The 20,866-nt window shown below is 60.9% G+C and carries 18 protein-coding genes and 1 pseudogene; 9 read left to right on the top strand and 10 right to left on the bottom strand.

Translation table 11 applies throughout. The annotated features are described in order from the left end of the window. Nucleotides 1-35: 35 nt before the first annotated feature. Nucleotides 36-1,232 (bottom strand): NAD(P)-binding domain-containing protein, encoded by a 1,197-nt coding sequence (locus NFG57_RS06145; protein WP_348815657.1) that lies wholly within the window; start codon nt 1,230-1,232, stop codon nt 36-38. A gap of 87 nt (nt 1,233-1,319) precedes the next feature. Further along, the gene (locus NFG57_RS06140; RefSeq protein ID WP_306169309.1) at nt 1,320-1,883 is read right to left on the bottom strand and encodes a MarR family transcriptional regulator; all 564 of its coding nucleotides are present in this window, start codon (nt 1,881-1,883) and stop codon (nt 1,320-1,322) included. A 511-nt stretch (nt 1,884-2,394) separates the two neighbouring features. Here NFG57_RS06140 and NFG57_RS06135 point away from each other — a divergent pair. The 4 genes from NFG57_RS06135 to NFG57_RS06120 all read left to right on the top strand — a co-directional run bounded on the left by NFG57_RS06135 (nt 2,395) and on the right by NFG57_RS06120 (nt 6,368). Beyond that, complete coding sequence (locus NFG57_RS06135; protein ID WP_306169310.1) at nt 2,395-2,613, top strand: hypothetical protein; 219 nt, start codon at nt 2,395-2,397, stop codon at nt 2,611-2,613. Nucleotides 2,614-2,829: 216 nt separating this feature from the next. Beyond that, nucleotides 2,830-3,972 carry a TauD/TfdA family dioxygenase gene (locus tag NFG57_RS06130; protein ID WP_108131674.1) on the top strand — a complete coding sequence of 381 codons (1,143 nt, stop codon included), beginning with the start codon at nt 2,830-2,832 and terminating at the stop codon, nt 3,970-3,972. Further along, nucleotides 3,973-4,560, top strand: a complete 588-nt coding sequence (locus NFG57_RS06125) for an HD domain-containing protein (RefSeq protein ID WP_348815656.1) — start codon at nt 3,973-3,975, stop codon at nt 4,558-4,560. A 188-nt stretch (nt 4,561-4,748) separates the two neighbouring features. Continuing rightward, the gene (locus NFG57_RS06120) at nt 4,749-6,368 is read left to right on the top strand and encodes a BCCT family transporter (RefSeq protein ID WP_231498529.1); all 1,620 of its coding nucleotides are present in this window, start codon (nt 4,749-4,751) and stop codon (nt 6,366-6,368) included. A 179-nt stretch (nt 6,369-6,547) separates the two neighbouring features. On the opposite strand, the gene NFG57_RS06115 is transcribed toward NFG57_RS06120, so the two are convergent. The 4 genes from NFG57_RS06115 to NFG57_RS06100 all read right to left on the bottom strand — a co-directional run bounded on the left by NFG57_RS06115 (nt 6,548) and on the right by NFG57_RS06100 (nt 12,199). Continuing rightward, the gene (locus NFG57_RS06115) at nt 6,548-7,465 is read right to left on the bottom strand and encodes a LysR substrate-binding domain-containing protein (protein WP_348815655.1); all 918 of its coding nucleotides are present in this window, start codon (nt 7,463-7,465) and stop codon (nt 6,548-6,550) included. A 481-nt stretch (nt 7,466-7,946) separates the two neighbouring features. After that, nucleotides 7,947-9,434 (bottom strand): aldehyde dehydrogenase family protein, encoded by a 1,488-nt coding sequence (locus NFG57_RS06110; RefSeq protein WP_348815654.1) that lies wholly within the window; start codon nt 9,432-9,434, stop codon nt 7,947-7,949. Next, the gene (locus tag NFG57_RS06105; protein ID WP_348815653.1) at nt 9,431-10,540 is read right to left on the bottom strand and encodes a mandelate racemase/muconate lactonizing enzyme family protein; all 1,110 of its coding nucleotides are present in this window, start codon (nt 10,538-10,540) and stop codon (nt 9,431-9,433) included. Before NFG57_RS06105 ends, NFG57_RS06110 begins: the two co-directional genes overlap by 4 nt. Next, nucleotides 10,541-12,199: an FAD-dependent oxidoreductase gene (locus NFG57_RS06100; RefSeq protein ID WP_348815652.1), complete on the bottom strand. Its 1,659-nt coding sequence runs from the start codon at nt 12,197-12,199 to the stop codon at nt 10,541-10,543. Nucleotides 12,200-12,527: 328 nt separating this feature from the next. Here NFG57_RS06100 and NFG57_RS06095 point away from each other — a divergent pair, with 328 nt between their 5' ends. The 3 genes from NFG57_RS06095 (at nt 12,528) to NFG57_RS06085 (ending at nt 16,727) form a co-directional block, all read left to right on the top strand. Beyond that, nucleotides 12,528-14,165 (top strand): BCCT family transporter, encoded by a 1,638-nt coding sequence (locus NFG57_RS06095; RefSeq protein ID WP_287165745.1) that lies wholly within the window; start codon nt 12,528-12,530, stop codon nt 14,163-14,165. Nucleotides 14,166-14,269: 104 nt separating this feature from the next. Then, nucleotides 14,270-14,914, top strand: coding sequence for a GntR family transcriptional regulator (locus NFG57_RS06090; protein ID WP_213228402.1), 645 nt, complete (start codon nt 14,270-14,272; stop codon nt 14,912-14,914). 223 nt (nt 14,915-15,137) lie between these two features. Then, nucleotides 15,138-16,727, top strand: coding sequence for an ABC-F family ATPase (locus NFG57_RS06085; protein WP_124802350.1), 1,590 nt, complete (start codon nt 15,138-15,140; stop codon nt 16,725-16,727). A 164-nt stretch (nt 16,728-16,891) separates the two neighbouring features. On the opposite strand, the pseudogene NFG57_RS06080 reads toward NFG57_RS06085, so the two are convergent. From NFG57_RS06080 to NFG57_RS06065, 4 genes and pseudogenes are all read right to left on the bottom strand, one after another. Continuing rightward, nucleotides 16,892-17,062: pseudogene (locus tag NFG57_RS06080) on the bottom strand (amino acid ABC transporter ATP-binding protein); the annotation flags it as partial. A 70-nt stretch (nt 17,063-17,132) separates the two neighbouring features. Next, nucleotides 17,133-17,474 carry an NIPSNAP family protein gene (locus NFG57_RS06075; protein WP_348815651.1) on the bottom strand — a complete coding sequence of 114 codons (342 nt, stop codon included), beginning with the start codon at nt 17,472-17,474 and terminating at the stop codon, nt 17,133-17,135. Nucleotide 17,475: 1 nt separating this feature from the next. Then, on the bottom strand, nt 17,476-17,973 hold the full coding sequence (locus NFG57_RS06070) for a TRAP transporter small permease (protein WP_348815650.1): 498 nt from the start codon (nt 17,971-17,973) through the stop codon (nt 17,476-17,478). After that, nucleotides 17,970-18,179 (bottom strand): TRAP transporter large permease subunit, encoded by a 210-nt coding sequence (locus NFG57_RS06065; RefSeq protein ID WP_348816160.1) that lies wholly within the window; start codon nt 18,177-18,179, stop codon nt 17,970-17,972. Before NFG57_RS06065 ends, NFG57_RS06070 begins: the two co-directional genes overlap by 4 nt. Nucleotides 18,180-18,332: 153 nt before the next feature. Between NFG57_RS06065 and NFG57_RS06060 the strand changes: the two genes are divergently transcribed. Continuing rightward, nucleotides 18,333-19,073 carry a GntR family transcriptional regulator gene (locus NFG57_RS06060; protein ID WP_222515383.1) on the top strand — a complete coding sequence of 247 codons (741 nt, stop codon included), beginning with the start codon at nt 18,333-18,335 and terminating at the stop codon, nt 19,071-19,073. Nucleotides 19,074-19,091: 18 nt separating this feature from the next. Next, nucleotides 19,092-20,744, top strand: a complete 1,653-nt coding sequence (locus tag NFG57_RS06055) for a thiamine pyrophosphate-binding protein (protein ID WP_348815649.1) — start codon at nt 19,092-19,094, stop codon at nt 20,742-20,744. The last annotated feature ends 122 nt before the right edge of the window (nt 20,745-20,866 follow it).

Here is a 20,866-nt window from a genome sequence, read left to right as displayed (position 1 = left end):
ACCCCGGAGCAGTTCACCATCCGGCATGCCCCGCCCTACTCTCGCTGTGCCGCTCTTTCCGCCAGCGTTGCCACCACCGAGCGCACCTGTTCGTAACCGGTCCTCAACAGGAAGGTGGGGGCACGGCCGTAGCTCTTGATGCCCAGGATATACAGCCCCTGCTCCGGATGGCGGAGCTCCTCGGCGCCGTGGGAGGGTACCGAGCCACAGCTGTGGACGTTGGGATCGATCAACGGCGCCAGACGAACCGGACTCTGGGTGGCCGGATCCAGCTCGAGGCGAAGCTCGGACAACAGCGACAGATCCGGCCGGAAGCCGGTAGCGACGATGACCTCGTCTACCGGCGGCAGGCTCTGACCTTCCCCGTGGATGAGCAGACCATCGGCCCCCTCCTCAAGTCGCTCGATCCTGACCCCGGGATAGACCTCGATCCTGCCATCGCTCACCAGGCGCAGAACCTCCAGCCCGAGCCGACCACGTTCCTCGAGAGGATCGTCGGCACACCCGCAGAACATCCTGGCCAGTGAATCACCACGGATCGCCCACAGCACCCTGGTATCCGGGGCTGCCTCGCCAAGCTCGGCCAGATCGCGGAGTAGATTGAAGGCCGAATGCCCGGCGCCGACCACCAGCACACGACGGTTGGCGTAGCGATCGCGCCCCTCCTTCAGCACCGCCGGCAGACCGTAGGTCACTCGCTGTGCCCATCGCGCTTCCCCTAGCGCTGGCATGCCGTGGGCCCCCATCCAGTTGGGCTGGCCGAAGGTACCGGAGGCGTCGATGACCGCATCGGCCAAAAGGTCGCGCTCGCCATCGGGGGCTTCGATCCTCAGGACGAACGGCGCCTCGAAGCGCCCCTTGTCCTTCAGCACATCGATCCCGGACCGACTCACGCCCACAACTCTACTTTGCAGGTGTACGCGGTCTCGGAGCTCAGGCAAGTTCGCCAGCGGCTCCAGATAGTGCTCCACAAGCTCCTGGCCGGTCGGGCATGCATTGCCGCCTGGTGGCTGCCAACCCCAAGCCTTCAACAGTGCGGCAGCGTCATGATCAAGATTGCATTCCCAGGGCGTAAACATTCGCACATGCCCCCACTGCCGCAGATGCTCACCGACGCCCGTACCCGCTTCGATGACTACCGGATCGAGTCCATGCGCTAGCGCATGGGCGCAGGCGGCGAGCCCGATGGGGCCACCTCCGATAATCGCGATCCTGCCGCTTGTCTGATTCATCTATCGCTCCTTCAATGAGTGGCATCTAGGCGGGAGTGCCTCGAACCCGACATAAGTTGTTAGTACCAACGATATAGGCAAAAAAACTCAGGTCTCGTCCTCGACAGCACTCAGGGTCCCAGGCCCCGGACCACAGCGCCGTTGCGCGGACTGGGTCAACTGCCGTATCAGGGTCAGCGCCGCCTGACGCATATCCGGGGTGAGTCCTTCGAGCATCGCCCGCTCTTCAGCGATCAGGTCGGCGCGTATCGTCTGGTACAGCGCTTCTCCCTGCACCGTGGGGCGAATCAGTGCGGCACGTCGATCTACTGGATCAGCAACCCGGTCGACATGTCCCTTGCGTACCAGGGCGTCCACCACGCGACTCGCCGTGCTCTTGTCCAGGTACATTTCGCTTGCCAGCCCCTGCAGGCGCAATGGCCCTTGATGGACCAGGGTCTCCAGGGCATAGCACTGGGCCACCGAGAGGTCATAGCCGCAGATGCGATCGCGATCTCGAAACTGGTGGACCCGAATCAGCTGATTGAGTGCGTCATAGAGCGCTCGAGCATCCCGATCGAGGTTCTCGCCGCTCGGGAGGTCGAGAGGGTTGTTGCTATCGCTTTGGTTGTCGCTATCGCTTTGGTTGTCGCTATCGCTTTGGAGAGGCATCGTGTCTCAGGCAGTTTAGTTGGTACCCGCAACGTAAATGACGGCCCTGCGTGGGTCAAGCCGCTCTCTTGCCCCTCCTTCTCCCCTTTTCTTCACACCGGGCGCCTGTTGCCGGTCCTGCGCCCCCCGGGCCGAGCTACGCACTGATGATTCGATAGCTCCGCGCCTTCGGCGAGCGGCATCGCCATATAGAAGGGAACGAGAGAACGCTCAAGCAAGCTGCTACGACCTCATTGACAGCCGGTCACCTGCGGGATAGGTTGGGGTCTGCGCCGATTTGAATCTCAGCTTGCGGGCGCTTTAAAAAATGCAGCTAAAGCGACGCCAGAGGCCCGCTTTAGCTATTGCTGAGCGGGTTTTTTGTTGCCCGAACACTTTTTATTGCCGAACACGTAACGCCGCCGATTTAAGCACCAACTTGCGGGCGGAATACAAGTGCAGCTAAAGCGGCGTGCGACTCCTAACCCCTGGGTCGGCGCTTGCCGACTCACAAGGGGATCAGGAGACAGACATGACCACTTCCACCCGCCCTGCTCGAAGCCTCACCACCTCTTCCAAGCCGTCCGCCCAACTCAAGACACTGTGTCTGACACAGGACGATCTGGTGCGCGCGGAATTTCGCAACGACGTGATTCTTGCGGGTCTCGACAGCCGCTTACGCCCCCCCTCGCGCCACCATTCACGCCAAGGCTCGACACCGGATAACACTCGCGACAACTGGCGGCCGTAGAGGGCTCGAGCCTGAGCAAAACCGGGTTAGCTTGACGGCCATGAACCCATCTGTGCGTATTACAGCGTCTACCTCAGGCGTCCGGTACTGCCGGGCGCTTTGCCATCACGGGTATAAAGAAAATGCATGGTGGAGGATAAGCCAGCGCCTCTACTCCTTCGCCGGGAGATGGCTCAGCATGCGCGCCGAACGCTTGCCAGACACCGGAGACCCGCGATGCGAAAGCCAACCTCCCGCCCTGAGTTCGTCATCCACGAACAGCCCCCGGCCGTCGTTGTCGTCGACGGCCAGCAGTCACGCGAGATCAGCCCGCTGTGGCTGCGCGAACGTACCCAGGCGCCGGATCAACTGGAGCCGATGACCCAGCAACGGCTGTTCGACTCCCATGCCATCGACGCGAATCTGACGCTGACCCAGGCCACCCAGGTCGATGAGCAGCATGTGGCGCTGGCCTTCAGCGACGGCCATCGCGAGACCTACGATCTGCGCGTCCTGGCCGAGGAACTCGGAGAGAGCGAGCTGTTTCCGGCCGCCGAACCCTGGGACGCCTCGCTCGATCAGAACAAGGTACGCTTTGACTGGACCCAGGTGCTTGACGACCCCGACGTCTTTCGCGAGTCACTGGATGCCTATCTACGCTACGGCTATCTGGTGCTTTACAAGGTACCCACCGACCCGGAACGCATCCTTCAGGTCGGCAGCCACTATGGCTACGTCAAGGAAACCAACTTCGGTCGCTATTTCGAGGTCTATTCACGCCCCAGCGGCAATGACCTGGCCTATCGCAGCGTGGCGCTTGGTCCCCACACCGACAACCCCTACCGCAACCCGGTGCCGGGTATCCAGCTGCTGCACTGTCTGGTCAACGAGACCAGCGGCGGCCTGTCCACCCTGGTCGACAGCCTCAAGGTTCTCGAGCGGCTACGCCAGGAGACTCCCGAGGGCTACGAGCTACTGAAACATACCCCGGTACGCTTTCGCTTCGTCGACGCCGGCACCCAGCTGGTGACCCAGCGCACCATGATCCAGACCGATGACGACGGTCGCCCCACCGGCGTTCACTACAGCCCGCGCCTGGATGGCCTGCCGCTGCTCTCCGACGCCGAGACACGGCTGTTCCACCGCGCCCGCCAGCGCCTTGGCGAACTGTTTGCCGACCCGACCTACGAGGTACGCTTCGCGCTCGGCGCCGGCGAACTGATGCTGTTCGACAACAGTCGCGTACTACACGGCCGCACCAGCTATGACAGCAACGAAGGACAGCGCCACCTGCAGGGTTGCTACCTGGATACCGACGGCCCGCGGGAGCGTTTCGCCAGTCTCTTGAAGCAACATGCGTCCATCGAGGAGGTCGCCTGAATGGAAAAGGTCACGTTTCGCCAGATGAAGGACGGGACTCGGGAGGAATACGTCTTTCTCGAGCAACTCGAAGATAACTTCAACCAGGGGTTGGTCGACCGCCTGCTGGACGCGCTGCGCCGACTCGAGAACAGCCTGAGCGGCTACCAGGTGACGCGTCTGGAACACTCGCTGCAGTCGGCGGCACGGGCCGAAGCCGACGGTGCCGACGAGGACATGATCGTGGCCGCGCTGCTGCACGATCTCGGTGACGACCTGGCGCCCTACAACCACTCCCAGCTAGCCGCCGCCATCATCCGGCCCTATGTGCGCGCCGAAGTGACCTGGGTGATCCATCACCACGGACTGTTCCAAAAAGTGTACTATGCGCACCACTTCGGAGAGGATCCGCACGAACGCGATCGCTACCGGGACCATCCCTGGTACCAGAGTTGCGTGGACTTCTGTGAACGCTACGATCAGGCGGCGTTCGATCCGGACTATCCGACGCCACCACTGGAACACTTCGAGCCCATGCTGCGGCGCATCTTCGCTCGCCAGCCCTTCGATCCGGAGGTGATCGGCGAGGAGGATCCGCTGGAGCCATGAGCCACAGGTCTGACGCGGCGGCTCGCCCCGAGCCGCCGCGCCGACAAGGCCGCTCACGGTAGCGGCAGCGGGATCGCCGGCCCGAGGTCCGGCTCAAGAGGACACAGACTATCGCTACTCCAGAATCATCTTCCCCGGGGTCTCCCCCCGACGACAATCCCCACGCGGTAATGGGCACCGACTACAAGGTGACCGAACTCGAACAACGCGGCCCCTTCCAGGGCATGCACCGCGGCATGACGATCACGTCAGGGGCGCTGATCCTGCTCTTCGTACTGTTCACCGGTCTCAGTTCCGATACCGCCGCCGTGGTCTTCGGCACCGCACGTGCCTGGATCGAGGGCACCTTCAGCGGCTACTACCTGGTGACCGTGGTCGCCCTGCTGGTGGTCTGCGCCTTTATCGTCTGCAGTCGCTACGGCAGCATCCGCCTGGGCACCGACGACAGCCGACCGGAGTTCAGCAACTTCGCCTGGTTCTCGATGCTGTTTTCCGCCGGCATCGGTATCGGCATCCTGTTCTTCGGTGTCGCCGAGCCGATCTTCTATCTCGATAACACCGACTCCTTCGGCTACCCCAACAACCCCCACGCCGACATGGCCGGGGCCACCGCCATCGGGCATGAGCGCGCCATCGACGCGCTGCGGGTGACGGTTTTCCATTGGGGGCTGCACGGCTGGGCGATCTACGTCATCGTCGGCATGTCGCTGGCCTACTTCGCCTACCGCAAGGGCCTGCCGCTGGCGTTAAGATCGGCGCTTTACCCCTTTATCGGCGATCGCATCTTCGGGCCCGCCGGGCATCTGTTCGACATCTTCGGCGTGCTGGGCTGCGTCTTTGGTGTGGCCACCTCGCTGGGACTCGGCGTCAGCCAGATGGGCGTGGGACTGGAAAAGCTGTTCGGCATCGACGATGGCCTGCCGACCCAACTGGTGCTGATCGCGGTGATCTCGACGCTGTCGATCATCTCGGTGGTCAGCGGCGTGCAGAAGGGCATCCGCATCATCTCGGTGCTCAACATCTGGGTATCCGCGGTGGTGATCGGCATCTTCCTGTTCGGCGGGCCGACCCTGTGGCTGATCCAGACCTTCGGCGAAACACTGGCGGACTACGCCACCGAGGTCATTCCCATGGGCCTGTGGTACGCCGAGCAATCCGGTACCAGCGAATGGCAACAGGCCTGGACCATCTTCTACTGGGGCTGGTGGCTCGCCTGGGCTCCCTTCGTCGGGCTGTTCATCGCGCGCATCTCCAAGGGCCGCACCCTGCGCGAATTCGTCCTCGGTGTGCTGCTGGTACCGACGCTGCTGGCCTTTGTCTGGCTGGTCATCTTCGGCGGCAACGCCATCCACCAGGAGCTGAACGCCGCCGGTGGCGCTGGCACTGCCGGCATCATGGAGATGGTGCGCGCCTGGGATCTGCCGTCTGCGCTGTTCGCCACCGCGGACGGGATCGTCGGCTCTGGCGTCTTCGGCTGGGTGCTGTCGGCCATGATGGTGTTCCTGCTGATGAGCTGGTTCATCACCTCATCCGACTCCGGCACCCTGGTGCTGACCACCATCCTGTCGCTGGGCGATGATGATCCGCCCAAGCTGTTCCGCGTCTTCTGGGGTGTGGTGATCGGCCTGGTGGCCGCCGTGCTGCTGGTGGTCGGTGGGCTTTCCGCCCTGCAGACCGCCCTGATCGCTGCCGCCCTGCCGGTCAGCGTGGTCATCCTGGTCATGACCCTCGGCGTGCTGCTCTCGCTGTTCCGCGAACCGGGCGATCCCTATCGCCAAGGCTTTCGACTGCGCCCGCGCCGGCGCTGACAGGCCGCCCCGTGCCCACATCGGGCACGGGGTCCTGGGCCCCGCCTCTCTCTATCCTCGTCATCTCTCTTCCTCTCTACCTCTCTGCACCTTTGCCATCACCATGGCGAACGCATCCACGCCCAACGCACGCCCTGCGTTACCTCAGTGCGTCTTATCCGCCCCGACCTGGCGCCCCCTCAGCGCAACCGCCCCGGGTCTCCCGAGGTGGCTCCCTCACCACGATGCACCGCGTCCAGCAGCCAGTCCCTGACCGGCTCCGTGACCGCGCTGCGCTGGTGCTTGACGCTCAGCCAGTAGCCATAGTCTTCCCGCGTAACCTGCGGTCCCAGGGCAGTGAGCTGGCCGGTGACCAGATACTCCTCGACTAGGTTCAACCAGCCCAGCGCCACGCCCTGATGCGCCAGCGCCGCGTTCAGCAACAGCGCGTAGTTGTGGTAGGCGAAGATATCCTCCGCCGGGGGTGGAGTGAGCCCCGCATGGCGGCACCACTGGGCCCAGTCCAGCCAACGCGGATTCCTGATGTCCTGGTGCAACAGCGAGAGCCGTGACAGGTCCTGTGCTGACAGGGGGCCTGATAGCCCATGTGCCTGCGCGTAGTCTGGGCTGCACACCGGGAAGACCGCCTCCCGGGCCACCAACTGCCCCTCTTCCTGGGGCAGATAAGGCCCGAAACGAATCGCGATGTCGGCGGCCAGCAGCTGCAGATCGTCCGAGCGGTCGATCGGCATCAGGTGAAAGCTGAAGTCGGGAAAGGCCCGCTTGAGCGCCGGTAGCCGAGGCAACAGCCACAGGTGGGTAAAACCCGCGTCGGCTGCGATGACGACCGTTGGCGCTGGCCCCTGGCCGTGGCGCACGAAGCGATCACAGGTGTCTCTGAGGGTGGTGAGACTCGGCGCCATCTCGCGGTAGAAGCGCTCGCCCTCGACGGTCAAGCTCAGCCGGCCGCCGTGCCGGTCGAACAGTACCAACCCCAGGTATTCCTCCAGCCCCCGGATTCGCTGGGAGATGGTCGGCTGGGTGGTTCGCTCGGCCTCCGCAGCGGCGGTCATGGAGCCGAGCCGGGCCGTGGCCTCGAAGGCGATCAGCGACTTCATGGAAGCGGGGTTGGGGTTCATAGGCAGAAGATGTGATGGGCCGGGTAGTTTGCAGGGACGCCCCTGGGGTGACAGACAGCGGCAGACAACGGCAGATAGCACCAGCCATCCAGTGCAAGGCAGGCTGTTGGCGAGCGCGCCGCGAAGGGTGCAGTGATCTGAAGGGGATATGGTGAGGGAATCGGCAGGCAGATGCCAGGCAAGAGGGGCGCTCGGCCAAGTACCACCTGGCCGAGCGTTTGGCATGGGGAAGACGGGTGAACAGCGCTCGATACCGCACCACCACACGGGTGGCGCGGTATCATTCAGCCGTCCAGGGACGCTAGACGCTGTCCGAAAAGTCGACGAGCGAAGGTTAGACAAGGCAAAAATCGGTGAGAAAGCGCAGTTTACGGGGTGTAAATGAGCATTTTGACCGGGCTGGCGCACCAGCCGATTTTTAACGCCGTATTACCGAGCGCAGGCACTTTTCAGACAAGCCCTAGAGCTTGACCGTCACGTTCTTGTTCCTCAGGTAATTGTCGACTGCCAAAAGGCCCTTTTCTCGGCCAAACCCTGAGTGCTTGGTGCCACCGACCGGTGCGTATATTCCGCCGGCAAAGTACTGGTTGATGGTGACCTGACCAGCATCGATCTCGGCGGCAAGTTTAAGCGCCCTGGCGACATCGCGGCTGTAGACACAGGCGGCAAGGCCGTAGTCGGTGCCATTGGCAATCGAGAGGGCTTCCTCATCGCTGGCGACCACCTGCACCGCCAGGACCGGACCAAAGATCTCTTCCTGCACCAGTCGATCATCACGCTCCAGTCGATCAATCACGGTGGGCTCAAAGAAGAGCCCCTTGCCACTCTCAGGGTCATGGGTAACATTTCCTCCACAGCGGATGGTCAAGCCGCGCGCCTTGGCGTCGTCGACGAAGGAGGCAATCTTGGCCAGGTGGCCAGCGGAGTTGATGGCGCCGATGTCTCGTCCCTTGAGGCCATGTCCCAATGTCAGCTCCGCCACGCGCGGCAGAAAGGCCTGCATGAAGGCTTCGTGCTGGGACTCGTGGATCACCAGGCGTGAACCGGCGGTGCATACCTGGCCGGCGTTGTAGTAGATCGCCCAGACCATGTCCTCAGCGACCTTGTCGATATCGGCGTCTGCCAGCACCACGGCAGGGGACTTGCCGCCAAGCTCCAGCAGCACGCTGGAAACATTGTCGGCAGCTGACTTCATTACCTGCTTCCCGGTCGCAACCGAACCGGTAAAGGTCACGTGCTGAACCAGACGATGGGACGTCAGGGCATCGCCAATATCGTGACCATAGCCGGTCACGACATTGACCACACCGTCGGGCAGGCCGGCTTCGCTGAACAAGGCCGCCATGACCAGCGTGGACAGCGACGTCAGCTCGGACGGTTTGACGACCGCGGTACAGCCGGCCGCCAGTGCCGGGGCGATCCCGCGTACGGCGGTCAACAGCGGAAAGTTCCACGGAGCGACGTGGGCGGTCACCCCCACCGGCTCGCGACGATTGATCGAGACAAACCCGTCGCCCAGGGGGGTGGTGCTTCCCTCGATCTTGTCGGCTAGCCCTGCATAGTAGGCGAGCTGTGATGCCGCCCCTTGAATATCGGCTTCGGCCTCGGCGTAGGGTTTGCCCGAATCCAGACACTCGATGACCGAGAGCAGTTCGCTATTGCGGCGCACCGTGTCGGCGAGACGAAAGAGGTGCTCGGCCCGGTCGGCAGGCGCAAGGCGGCGCCAGTGTTCGAAGGCACGCTGGCTGCCGGTTACTGCAGCCTCGACGTCTTCCGGGGTGCCCCTGGCGATGTGCGCAATCGTGCTCTCGCTGCCGGGATCGGTAACCTCGATAGTCTCGCCCGAGGTAGACGTATGCCACCGCCCGTCAATGAAGTGCTGCGGCGTAAGGTGCGGCGTCGGATCGATCACGCCGGCTTTCTCGCAAAGAGTCTTGAGTGCTGTCATGTCAATTCGCTCGCTCGGTAGTGGGCGGATTCCAGCCAGTCCTGGCGCACGCGGATGCCCCAGCCTGGCTCGTCGGGGATGGCAACCTTGCCATCCTTGGCCACCGGGAAGTTGTCATAGATGCCGTACTGCCAGGGATAGTAGTCGTCTTCCTCGATGGAAAACTCGAGATAAGGGCCAGCATTGTCGATGGCCCCTTGAAGGTGCAGGGTGAAGATGGTCACCAGGCTGAGATTCGCGGTGTGAGGGGTCACGACACGCCCAGCCTTGCGGGCCATTTCCACCACCTGAAGGGTGCGTGTGATGCCGCCCATGTAGCAGATGTCTGGCTGCAGTACGTCGACCACGCGGTCATCGATCATCTTCTGCCAGGCCGGCAGATAGTGATCCTGCTCGCCCCCTGTCACGTCCAGCGACAGCGCGGCCGTGACCTGGCGAGTCCACTCCATTTCCCAATAGGGGCAGGGTTCTTCGAAATGCTGGATGCCATTGTCCTGCAGAAGACGCCCTACCTCGATGGCGCGCTCCGGTCGAAAGCAGCTGTTGGCGTCGGCCAGCAGGTCGACGTCAGGCCCCATGGCTCGACGAATGGTCGGGATGATCGCCTCCGTGCGCCCCGGCCATTCATCCTGGTTACGACCGCACTCGGCGCCCACACGAAACTTGAAAGCGTCATAGCCGTGGCGATCACGCAAGCGTAGAAAGCGTTCAGCTTCCTGCTCGGGGGTAATGTCGCGCTTCATGCTGGAGGCATAGACCCTGAGCGGTCGAACCGAACCACCGAGTAGCTCGCAGACCGTCTTGTCATGAGCCTTGCCGAGCCAGTCCCACAGCGCCGTCTCGACACCGCACAGCGCGCGATAGAGATAGGAGCCCAGAAACTTGTGCTGGCGTTCCAGCACCAGGGCCACGCTGTCAGCGATATCATCAATCCCGTTGATATCGCGCCCCTCGAACCAGGGAACCACCTGACGATGCATGATCTCGACACTGATGTCGGCGTTGTAGGTGGACACCTGGCCCACGCCCTGGCTGCCGTCGGCCATGGTGACGCGGACGATACCAACGTCCTCGCTGTAGAAAGATTCGACCTTCTTGATTTTCATCTAAGTGTTCCAGGACTGGCGAATGATGTCGGCGGCCACCTCGGCCACCATCAAGGTGGGGGCTTGGGTATTGCCGGAGGTAATGTTGGGAAAGATGGACGCGTCGACGACCCTCAGGCCCTCGGCTCCGTGAACCTTGAGTGACGGGTCGACGACCGAATTCTCGAGCCGGGTACCCATGGCGCAGCTTCCACAGAGGTGGTAGATCGACCCGCACGACGCCCGGAAGTCGTCGAGAATGGCCTCGTCACTGTGCATATCGGCGTATCCGCAGTGATCGACCAGGATGTCCTTGAGCGGCCCCGCGCTGGCTAGACTGCGTACCTGACGAAAGGCCGCGAGCAGTTCTGCCTTGTCACGAGCATCGGACAGGTAACGATTGTGAATCGCCGGCGCATCGTCGGGGTCAGCGCTCTTCAGCGTCACGGAGCCGCGACTGTAGGGTCGGCAGACATTGTAGAAAAGCGACACCTCGGCGTGCCGATGCAACACCAGGCGCCCCCCGGCCTCCTCCGGCAGGGCGTAGGAGATGGGATTGAAGAACACCTGCGCCTTGGCGTGACCGTCGCCACTCTCTTGCACCGAGTGCTCCCCGTGACCCGACACCCTCGTCCGCTCGAGGGGGACAAAGGCGCCAGCGTGCTTGACGCCAAAGGCCAACGGACCTTGGCGGCGACTCACGTAGTCCCAGCCAGCCCGCAACTTGCCCGTCAGCCGGCCAAGCGTCACGTTGAGTGTCGGCTCGCGACTCTCGAAGAACAGACTGCCGCACAAGTGATCCTGCAGATTCTGCCCAACTCTGGGGTTGTCGATGACACTGTCGATGCCCAGTCGCGCCAACGCCTTGGCGTCACCAACGCCAGAAAGCTGCAACAACTTCGGGGAATCCACCGCTCCGGCACACAGGATTACCTCCTGGCGGGCCTTGATCATGCGTCGTTCGCCACCGCACGCGACCTCGACACCGACGGCACGTCGCCCCTCGAACACCAGTCGCCTCGCCTGGGTCTGCGTCATCAGCGACAGATTCGAGCGCTTCAGCGCCGGGGTCAGGTATTCCCGAGCGCTCGATGAACGCAGGCCGGCCCGAACATTCATGTCGTAGAAGCCATAGCCATCCAGGCGCTCGCCGTTGAAGTCATGATTATTCGGCAGTCCAGACGCGTCACAGGCAGCGAAGAAGGCATGGCAAAGCTCGGGGGCACTATCCCGGGTGGAAAGGACCCCAATGCTTCCATCACGACCGTGATACCGTGTGTCCTCGCTATGGTGTCGCTCCAGGCGCCGAAAATAGGGCAGGACAGCGTCATAGGACCAACGTGGAGAGCTGACCGCAGCCCAGTCATCGAAGTCTCGCCGATCACCACGCACGTAGATCATGGCGTTGATCGCACCGGAGCCACCAACCCCCTTCCCCCGGGGCTGGTAAACCCGCTGCTGCCCCAGCTCGGGCTCAGGTTCGGAGCGATAGCAGTAGTTGTAGCGAGAACTGTTGAAGTGATGGACGAACCCTGCCGGCACCGAGATTGTCGGCGTCTTGCCGCGTGCTCCTGCCTCGATCACCAGCACCTGTCGATCGCAATCCTGTGACAGCCTTTCCGCCAGTACACAGCCGGCGGAGCCTGCTCCAATGATGATGATGTCGACCTCTGAAACCATGCGGGCTGCTCCAGCCAGGAAAGGTGATGACTGACCACAATCTAACATTCTAGATTTGGTGTTGTGAAGACGCGAAATAGTCATACGCATCACAGCAGCATAGACTTTTGTCGTAGCGAAAAACCTTTAACCAAAACACAACAAACCTTCATATGTTTGTTTTTTATGGAAATTCAAGGGCTCACTCAGTGACATCTCTCGCTCTAACACGACATCACCCTCGCACAGCAGTTGAAAGACAATCCCTAAACTAGCATTTTAGATAGCCACAACACGCCTGCCCCCTGCTTCGACAGGGTTTTTGTTTTCACCTGCAAAGGCTTCGCCCATGCGCTATCAGAAAATAAGAAAGGAAATCGCCGGCATCGATCCAGCGGTGTTCATGCCTGCACTCCTCCTCACCCTGCTACTGGCTCTGGTCTTTTCCCTCTGGCCCGAGCAGAGTGGGAGCCTCCTCCATCAGATTCACGCCTTCACCACCAACGAACTTGGCTGGTTCTTCCTGCTGGCCACCATCGGCGCGATCAGCTTCTGCCTGTATCTGGCGATGTCGCGTTACGGCAAGGTGGTTCTGGGAGACCGCGACACTCGTCCAGAATTCTCGACCCTCACCTGGCTGGGCATGATCTTCACCTCGGGCACCGGCGGTAGCCTGCTGTACCTCAGCGCCGCCGAATGGATCTGGATCATGCAGTCGCCTCCCTTCGGCGCCGAGCCCGGTAGTGCAGAGGCGGCACGCTGGGCCAGCGCGTTCGGCATGTTTCACTGGGGCCCCTCGGCATGGGCCTGGTATATCGCCTGCGCGATACCGATCGGCTATGCCATGTACGTCCGCAAGCAACGCAACCTGAAACTCAGTGAACTGACTCGCCCGGTGCTAGGGCGCTGGGCCGATGGCCTGGTCGGTCACGCCATCAACTTTCTGTATATGTTCGGCATCATCGGCGGCGTCATGACGTCGATCGCCCTTGGCACGCCGCTTATTTCGAGCACCTTCGCCTACGCATTTGGCATGCAGGCAGGCAACCCGGTACTCGACGTCTTCGTGATATTTCTGTGGACCGCCATTCCCATGATGGCGCTGATCCTCGGCCTGCAGAAAGGCGTCGCTCGTCTGTCCAATTTCAACGTCCGCCTGGATATTGCCTTGCTGGTGGGCGTCCTGGCGTGTGGCCCGCTGTCTTTCACGCTCAACCAATCGGTAGACGGGCTGGGCCTGATGCTCCAGAACTTCATCTACATGAGCTTCGCCACAGACGTTATTCGCAATACCGGCTTTCCCCAAGCCTGGACGATCTTCTACTTCTCCTGGTGGGTCGTCTACGCCCTGCCTTATGGACTTTTCATCGCCAAGATATCGCGTGGCAGGACCATTCGGGGAATCGTCTTCGCCGGCCTGGTGGCCGGGTCGCTGGGCTGCATGGTGTTCTACATGGTCTTTCCGGCATTCGGCATCCACCTCCAGACCAGCGGCCAACTGGACCTCATCGCGGTGATGAACGAGGCGGGTCGCGGCGAGGTGGTGAAGGCCATGCTCGAGCAACTGCCTGCCGCAGGACTGTTCATCGTGGTGTTCGGTCTGGTAGCCCTGCTGTCCTATGTCAGCGGTCAATGTGCGGTCGGCTATTCACTAGCCTCGGCGACGCAAAAGACCCTGCTTCCCGAGCAGGAGGCGTCACGCTATAACGCGTCTTTCTGGCTGGTGCTGGTCGGGCTGGTCTCCACAGCGCTCTACTTCCTCAATCCAGAAAGCTTGACGCCACTACAGACGATATCGATCCTGACTGGGTTCCCGCTGTGCTTCGTCATCGCCATCGTTGGACGTAGCTTCATGCTGATGCTGAATCGGGATCTGTTCAACGAAACGGCGGTGCGAGATATCGATGGCAAGAAGTATCTAACGCCGACCACCACTGGCATCGATGCACCAGTCAATACCGGCGCAGTATCGCCAGAACTGGACTAAGTCCACGATCGACAGTAAAACACACGGGCTTGGTGTCATTGGCACCTCGCCCGTTGTCACGGCGGAACGGATACGGTCTAAAGAGCAAGAACAGGAGAAGAAGGATGGCCGACGGTGCCGAGTCGATGTCGCAGCAGGCATATACCATCATCAAGGATCGCGTCCTGAAAGGCACCTATGCCCTGGACCAGAAGATCTCGATCAAGGAATTGACCGAGGGCCTCGGGATTGGACGCAGCCCGGTAGGCGAGGCGTTGAAACGCCTGCAGCATGAAGGGCTGATCACCATTTCACCCAAGAGCGGCAACAGGATCTGGAACCCCACGCTGACCGAGCTTGAACAGCTCATGGCGTACCGAAAGATGATGGAGATTGGCGCCCTGCACATGTCTCGAGATGTGTTATCCCTCTCAGACAGTCTGTTGACCCTGTGCCATCAGATGGATGAAGCCATCTCGAAAGAAGACTGGCTGAGCTATGAAGCGTTCGACTACCAATACCACATGACCTTGATCGAATCTTCCGGCAATCAATACCTCATTGACTCCTATCGCCTGGTAGCAGACAAGATCCGCCTCGCTCGCAACAACATGACCCGCACCTTCGATCTATCCAACGCCGGCCACTACGATATTGCCAACGCCCTGAAGCGCAACACCTTCCTGGCCGAGCGGGAGCTGGACAAGCACTTGACGGTATCACGAGACCGCTTCACCCGTTTACACACGCCCACCAACACACGAGGCTAAACCGAGCCTGCCACCCCTCCCCTCTCACGACGTACCGCCAAGATTCACTCCACGTTTCAAAGGCCTTCCCTGCCCCGCCGGCCGGCAGCTGCCGGTGCCGCCCGGTTCTCGAGTAGCTAGCCACCGGGTCAGACGCGTACAATGCGCCCTCCACTTTGGTCGAAGCCCCTTGCCGTGCCGGCCCAAGTCTCTCATTCATGTTCATCCCGCGAGATACTCTGCCGTGCTCTCTACCGCCAACATCACCATGCAGTTTGGCCCCAAGCCGCTGTTTGAAAACGTTTCTGTCAAATTCGGCCAGGGCCACCGCTACGGTCTGATCGGGGCCAACGGCTGTGGCAAGTCGACCCTGATGAAGATCCTCGGGGGCGACCTCGAGCCGACCAGCGGCCAGGTGATGAAGGACGCCACCACTCGCCTGGGCAAGTTGCGCCAGGACCAGTTCGCCTTCGAGGACGAACGTGTCATCGACACCGTCATCATGGGCAACGAAGAACTGTGGAGCGTGACCGCTGAGCGCGAGCGCATCTACTCCCAGGCCGAGATGAGCGAAGAAGACGGCATGGCGGTGGCAGACCTCGAAGTCCGCTACGCCGAGCTCGACGGCTACACCGCCGAGGCTCGTGCCGGTGAGCTGCTGCTGGGTCTGGGGATTCCGCTTGAGCAGCACGACCAGCCGATGAGTGTGGTGGCACCGGGCTGGAAACTGCGCGTACTGCTCGCTCAGGCGCTGTTCAGCGACCCCGACGTGCTGCTGCTCGATGAGCCGACCAACCACCTGGACATCAACACGATTCGCTGGCTCGAGGACATTCTTCGTGCGCGCTCGTCGACCATGATCATCATCTCCCACGATCGCCACTTCCTGAACAGTGTGTGCACGCACATGGCGGATCTGGACTACGGCGAGCTGCAGCTGTTCCCCGGCAACTATGACGAGTACATGACCGCGGCCACCCAGGCGCGTGAACGTCTGCAGTCCGAAAACGCCAAGAAAAAGGCAGAAATTGCCGAGTTGAAGCAGTTCGTCAGTCGCTTCTCGGCCAATGCCTCCAAGGCCAAGCAGGCGACCTCACGCCAGCGCAGGATCGACAAGATCCAGCTCGACGAGATCAAGCCGTCATCACGGATCAGTCCGTTCATTCGCTTCGAGCAGAACAAGAAGATCCACCGCCAGGCGCTGGAAGTGGAAGCGCTGTCCAAGGCCTGGGACGACAATGTCCTGTTCGAGCGCTTCGGGTTGCGCATCGAAGCCGGAGAGCGGGTCGCCATCATCGGCCCCAACGGCATCGGCAAGACCACCCTGCTCAACTGCCTGGTCGGCGCGATGGAGCCCGATGCCGGTGAGGTCAAATGGACCGATGCCGCCGAAGTGGGCTATTTCGCCCAGGACCACGCGGCGGACTTCGAGGGGGGCGAAACCCTGTTCGAATGGATGCAGCAGTGGACCACCGCCGGTGAGCAGATCGTGCGCGGCGCCCTCGGGCGGATGCTGTTCTCCAATGATGATATCGGCAAGTCGGTGAAGGTGATTTCAGGCGGTGAACAGGGACGCATGCTGTTCGGCAAGCTCTCGCTGCAGAACCCCAACGTGCTGGTGATGGACGAGCCCACCAACCACCTCGACATGGAGTCCATCGAGGCGCTCAACCTGGCGCTCGAGCACTATCCCGGCACCCTGATCTTCGTCAGCCACGACCGCGAGTTCGTCGGCTCACTGGCCACCCGCGTCATCGAGATGAAGGACGATGGCATCGTCGACTTCAGTGGCAGCTACGACGACTACCTGCGTAGCCAGGGCGTGCTCGGATAAATTACCGCTCACACACGCAGGGCAGCGCGTGCTGCCCTGTGTCGATAGTAAGTGGAGACTCTACTGAGAAGCCGCCAGAAGTTTGAAAAACTCGATACGACTATCACATCGACAAAGCCCCCCTGCCGGCACGCACCGGCAGGGAGGCCTGGCCCTTTGTCAGCTCAGGTAATCTGACCCAGGAAGTTCTGCAGCCGTTCGTTCTGCGGGTTGGTGAAGAACCCGGTCGGTTCGTTGATCTCGACGATCTTGCCCGCGTCCATGAAGACGATACGAACGGCCACGGCCTTGGCAAATTCCATTTCATGGGTCACGCACATCATCGTCATGCCCTCCCCAACTAGACAAAACAGTCTGAGCCAATCGGCCAGCATAAACTTGCATCAAAACCGCACGTTTGTTGCACTACCCTTCCCCCTTCTTCTCGTGAATGGGATCAAAAAAAGGCGCGGCGACGAGTATCTTGTTCTCCTGGCTGACCAGATACCCCGCCTCGGCGCTTTTCGCGAGATACTCTTTCCACTCCGGGTCTGCCTGTAGCTTCTGGCGCTTGGCTGCGCGGTCGGCCGCATCCTCGTACATCCACACATGAACATAGGAGTTGACATCACCCGTTTCAACCGCCCCATAAACAACGGGATACCCCAAGTGTTTACTCTGCACCTTCCACCCGTGGTCTTCATAGAGCTTCATGTGTTTCTTGATGGTACCCGGGCGGCAGATGTATGTTCTTAGATCGTAGATCATCTTACTTCTCCTTCATCATGGTAGAAAATGGCGCTTTAACGTCCGCGATCGATTCAAACAGATCACGCAATGAGTAAATCATCATCAATGTTCCCGAGATGGGGATAGCGGCATAGAAAAGCCCCGTCGGAAGGTTCAGTACAGGCGTTACTTCACTGCTCCGTGCCGTCAGCTCCCATCCGTACCACGTCATGGCGAGCATGAACCCAAGGGATAGCAATGCCAGAAAGGCCTTGAGCAACGGTGCAGCACGCTTTTGCCCTATCACCTGCTCGAGCCAATCCACTCTGAAATGTGCCCGCTCTCGCCATAAAGCAGCGGAGCCCATGAATACCATCCAGGAAAACAAGCCCCTTACCACCTCATCCAGCCATGCAAAGCTCGCAAGTTGAAAGCTGCGCGCAATGACGCTTGAAAACAGCAGGATGAATAACGCTGCCAAACAGAACGAGGCAATCGCGCGCAGGAGTTGGCCCACCACTCGATCAAGTTTATTCATGAGTTCATCACCAGATCAGGGAGCCATGTCGATATCGCTGGAATCATGACGACGGCCATCAACACCACGAAAAGACCAATCAAGTAAGGCGTCAAGGCACGCGACAAGCGGCCGACGCTGATTTTGGCAATCGACGATGTTGCAAAGAGAACCATACCCACGGGAGGCGTCAGCAAACCGACCATCGAACACATGCTCATGATCACGCCGGCTTTTAGTCTCAAACTACTTAATGTCAGTTTGTCTGACAACTGTTTTTAGTGCTACCTTTGTCGCACTAGCTCCTTGCAGGTCGCATGGCCTACGCTTCAACGACGCGTCGCGGCTTGAGCTGTTCAGACGATCAGGAAGACATCCCAATGCAGGATTTTGAAATCTATGGGCGTATTGATCGCCCTCGCCGGCTACCTGATGAGGTCGCGGCAGCCCTGACCAAGGCGATCGAAGGAGGCCAGCTTCAGCCTGGCGACCGCCTTCCCACCGAGGCGGTACTTTCCAAGAAATTTGGCGTTGCGCGCACGGTGATCCGCGAGGCGATTTCGCTTCTCAAGTACGATGGCGTCGTCGACTCACGACGTGGCGTCGGCACTTTTATTACGGAAACCACCAATCGGTCAGCGTTTCGCATCAGCCCGGGATGTTTCGAAAAACGCAAGCAGATCATAAAGTTGCTTCAGCTTAGAGCAGAGGTGCAGGCAGGAGCCTCGGCGCTTGCCGCTGGAACACGCACGGCTGAGCAAATGCAGGCTTTAGAAGAACTCTTTGCAGAAATCGAGCGACTCGACGCACTCGGTCCAGATGGAGCGCTTGAGCAAAGAGTCGATACCGAGCTCGAATTCTATCGCCGCATTACCGAAGCTTCTGACAATGAATATTATGTCGAGGTTATCGGCATGATTGAGGGGAATATACAGAGCAACCTGCGCTCGGCCTTTCTGAAGAATGCAGCGGCTTCTGAATTCGGCCCTTCCATTCTGGATGAACATCGCGCGGTGAGAGATGCACTGGCAATACAAGACGCATCGCTAGCTCGCAGCGCGACACGCCTACGCTTCGAACGCGCGGCTGAGCGCCTGGCAGCTCGCGAAGACTTTCTATAAGAACAAGGGTCTAGATTTATGAGTGAACAACCGTCACGTCATGGTGGAAAAGTTCTCGTCGAAGCCCTCGAGGCACAGGGGGTGGAGCGGGTATTTTGTGTGCCTGGAGAAAGCTACCTGGCCGCTCTTGATGGTCTTTTCGATTCCGGCGTGGACACCATCGTGACGCGACACGAAGGCGGGGCCTCGCTGATGGCCGAAGCCGATGGGAAACTTACCGGGCGTCCCGGCATCGCTTTCGTCACTCGGGGCCCCGGCGCCACCAACGCTTCCTGTGGCGTACATGTCGCCTACCAGGACTCGACGCCCATGATCCTCTTCATTGGGCAGGTGGCGAGCGATCAGCGCGACAGAGAAGCCTTCCAGGAAGTCGACTACCGGGCCATGTTCCATCCATTGGCAAAATGGGTCGCGGAAATTGATCGCGTCGACCGGATTCCTGAGTACGTAAGCCACGCCTTCCATGTCGCTCAAAGCGGCCGTCCGGGTCCTGTTGTGCTCGCACTTCCCGAGGACATCCTTTCATCAGACTACACTGGCGCCCCGGCTGTACCGGCTGCCACGCTACCTTCGGGCAAGGCGGCTGAGAGCGATGTCGGCGCCATTGTCGACATGCTGGCAAAGGCCGAACGCCCATTGGTTATCGTCGGCGGTGGGCCCTGGTCACAGAAAGCCGCCAATGCGCTCGGACGATTTGCCGACAAGGCCGCGCTACCGGTGGGAGCCTCTTTTCGCTGCCAGGACTATCTCGACAACCGACATTCACACTATGTTGGCGACGTTGGTATCGGCATCAATCCCAAGCTCGCGGAACGCGTCAAGAACGCCGATGTCATTCTCTCACTCGGTGCTCGACTGGGCGAAATGACGACCAGCGGTTACACCTTGCTGACGCCTCCCCTGCCGCGACAGACCCTCGTACACGTCCACGCAGACGCTGCGGAAATTGGTCGCGTCTATCGACCGGCCCTCGGCGTCGTCGCGAACGCTGCTGAGCTCGTCTGTCAGCTGGCCGATGCAGCAAGGTCGCCGGAGTCACCGCGTGAGCAATGGATCACCGGCGCGCGCTCGGACTACGAGGAGTGGCAGCAACCACAGCAGAGCCCCGGTGACCTGAAGATGGAACAAGTCATCTCTCACCTCAACGAGGCGCTCGGTGAGGATGCCATCCTGACAAATGGTGCCGGGAACTACTCCGCGTGGCTTCATCGCTACTATCGCTATCGCAACTGGCCCACCCAGCTTGCCCCCACCAGTGGCTCAATGGGCTACGGCTTGCCGGCAGCGATCGCCGCCAAATTGCGCCACCCCGAGCGAGACGTGGTCTGCCTGGCCGGGGATGGCTGCTTTCAGATGGTGATGCAAGAGTTTGGTGTTGCCTGTCAGTACGGCGCAAATGTCATCGTTCTGGTGTCCAACAACGGCATGTACGGCACCATTCGCATGCATCAGGAACGAAAGTATCCGGACCGCCCCTCGGGAACACGGATGCACAATCCCGACTTCGCTGCACTCGCCAGAAGTTACGGGGGCTTTGGCGCAACCGCGACCAGCGATAGCGAATTTCCAGCCGCACTGCAGGCAGCCAGAGAGGCAGGGGTTCCCGCGATCCTGGACTTGAAGGTAGACCCACACGCCCTGTCGCCCAAGCTGACCCTGGCCCATCCATGAAGGCAGTAGCCAAGAGATACCCGCGCGGACCTGAAGCAGCCCTACCATCGCCAGGGTAGGCCTGACTCACCGCGACGACCCTGCCGGGCCGCAGCAGCATCTCAGTCTCAAGCTGCACTTAG

Source organism: Halomonas sp. H10-59 (assembly GCF_040070555.1).
Classification (GTDB): Bacteria; Pseudomonadota; Gammaproteobacteria; order Pseudomonadales; family Halomonadaceae; genus Halomonas; species Halomonas litopenaei.
The sequence above is the reverse complement of the archived record's forward strand: the minus strand, read 5'-3'. Positions and strand labels throughout refer to the sequence as shown.

Excerpts from the sequence above, each read along its gene's own strand:
- NFG57_RS06055 (WP_348815649.1), top strand. The coding sequence starts at position 19,092 with ATGAGTGAACAACCGTCACGTCATGGTGGAAAAGTTCTCGTCGAAGCC.
- NFG57_RS06070 (WP_348815650.1), bottom strand. The coding sequence starts at position 17,973 with ATGAATAAACTTGATCGAGTGGTGGGCCAACTCCTGCGCGCGATTGCC.
- NFG57_RS06105 (WP_348815653.1), bottom strand. The coding sequence starts at position 10,540 with ATGAAAATCAAGAAGGTCGAATCTTTCTACAGCGAGGACGTTGGTATC.
- NFG57_RS06130 (WP_108131674.1), top strand. The coding sequence starts at position 2,830 with ATGCGAAAGCCAACCTCCCGCCCTGAGTTCGTCATCCACGAACAGCCC.
- NFG57_RS06125 (WP_348815656.1), top strand. The coding sequence starts at position 3,973 with ATGGAAAAGGTCACGTTTCGCCAGATGAAGGACGGGACTCGGGAGGAA.
- NFG57_RS06140 (WP_306169309.1), bottom strand. The coding sequence starts at position 1,883 with ATGCCTCTCCAAAGCGATAGCGACAACCAAAGCGATAGCGACAACCAA.
- NFG57_RS06100 (WP_348815652.1), bottom strand. The coding sequence starts at position 12,199 with ATGGTTTCAGAGGTCGACATCATCATCATTGGAGCAGGCTCCGCCGGC.
- NFG57_RS06060 (WP_222515383.1), top strand. The coding sequence starts at position 18,333 with ATGCAGGATTTTGAAATCTATGGGCGTATTGATCGCCCTCGCCGGCTA.
- NFG57_RS06110 (WP_348815654.1), bottom strand. The coding sequence starts at position 9,434 with ATGACAGCACTCAAGACTCTTTGCGAGAAAGCCGGCGTGATCGATCCG.
- NFG57_RS06145 (WP_348815657.1), bottom strand. The coding sequence starts at position 1,232 with ATGAATCAGACAAGCGGCAGGATCGCGATTATCGGAGGTGGCCCCATC.
- NFG57_RS06090 (WP_213228402.1), top strand. The coding sequence starts at position 14,270 with ATGGCCGACGGTGCCGAGTCGATGTCGCAGCAGGCATATACCATCATC.
- NFG57_RS06115 (WP_348815655.1), bottom strand. The coding sequence starts at position 7,465 with ATGAAGTCGCTGATCGCCTTCGAGGCCACGGCCCGGCTCGGCTCCATG.
- NFG57_RS06135 (WP_306169310.1), top strand. The coding sequence starts at position 2,395 with ATGACCACTTCCACCCGCCCTGCTCGAAGCCTCACCACCTCTTCCAAG.
- NFG57_RS06095 (WP_287165745.1), top strand. The coding sequence starts at position 12,528 with ATGCGCTATCAGAAAATAAGAAAGGAAATCGCCGGCATCGATCCAGCG.
- NFG57_RS06075 (WP_348815651.1), bottom strand. The coding sequence starts at position 17,474 with ATGATCTACGATCTAAGAACATACATCTGCCGCCCGGGTACCATCAAG.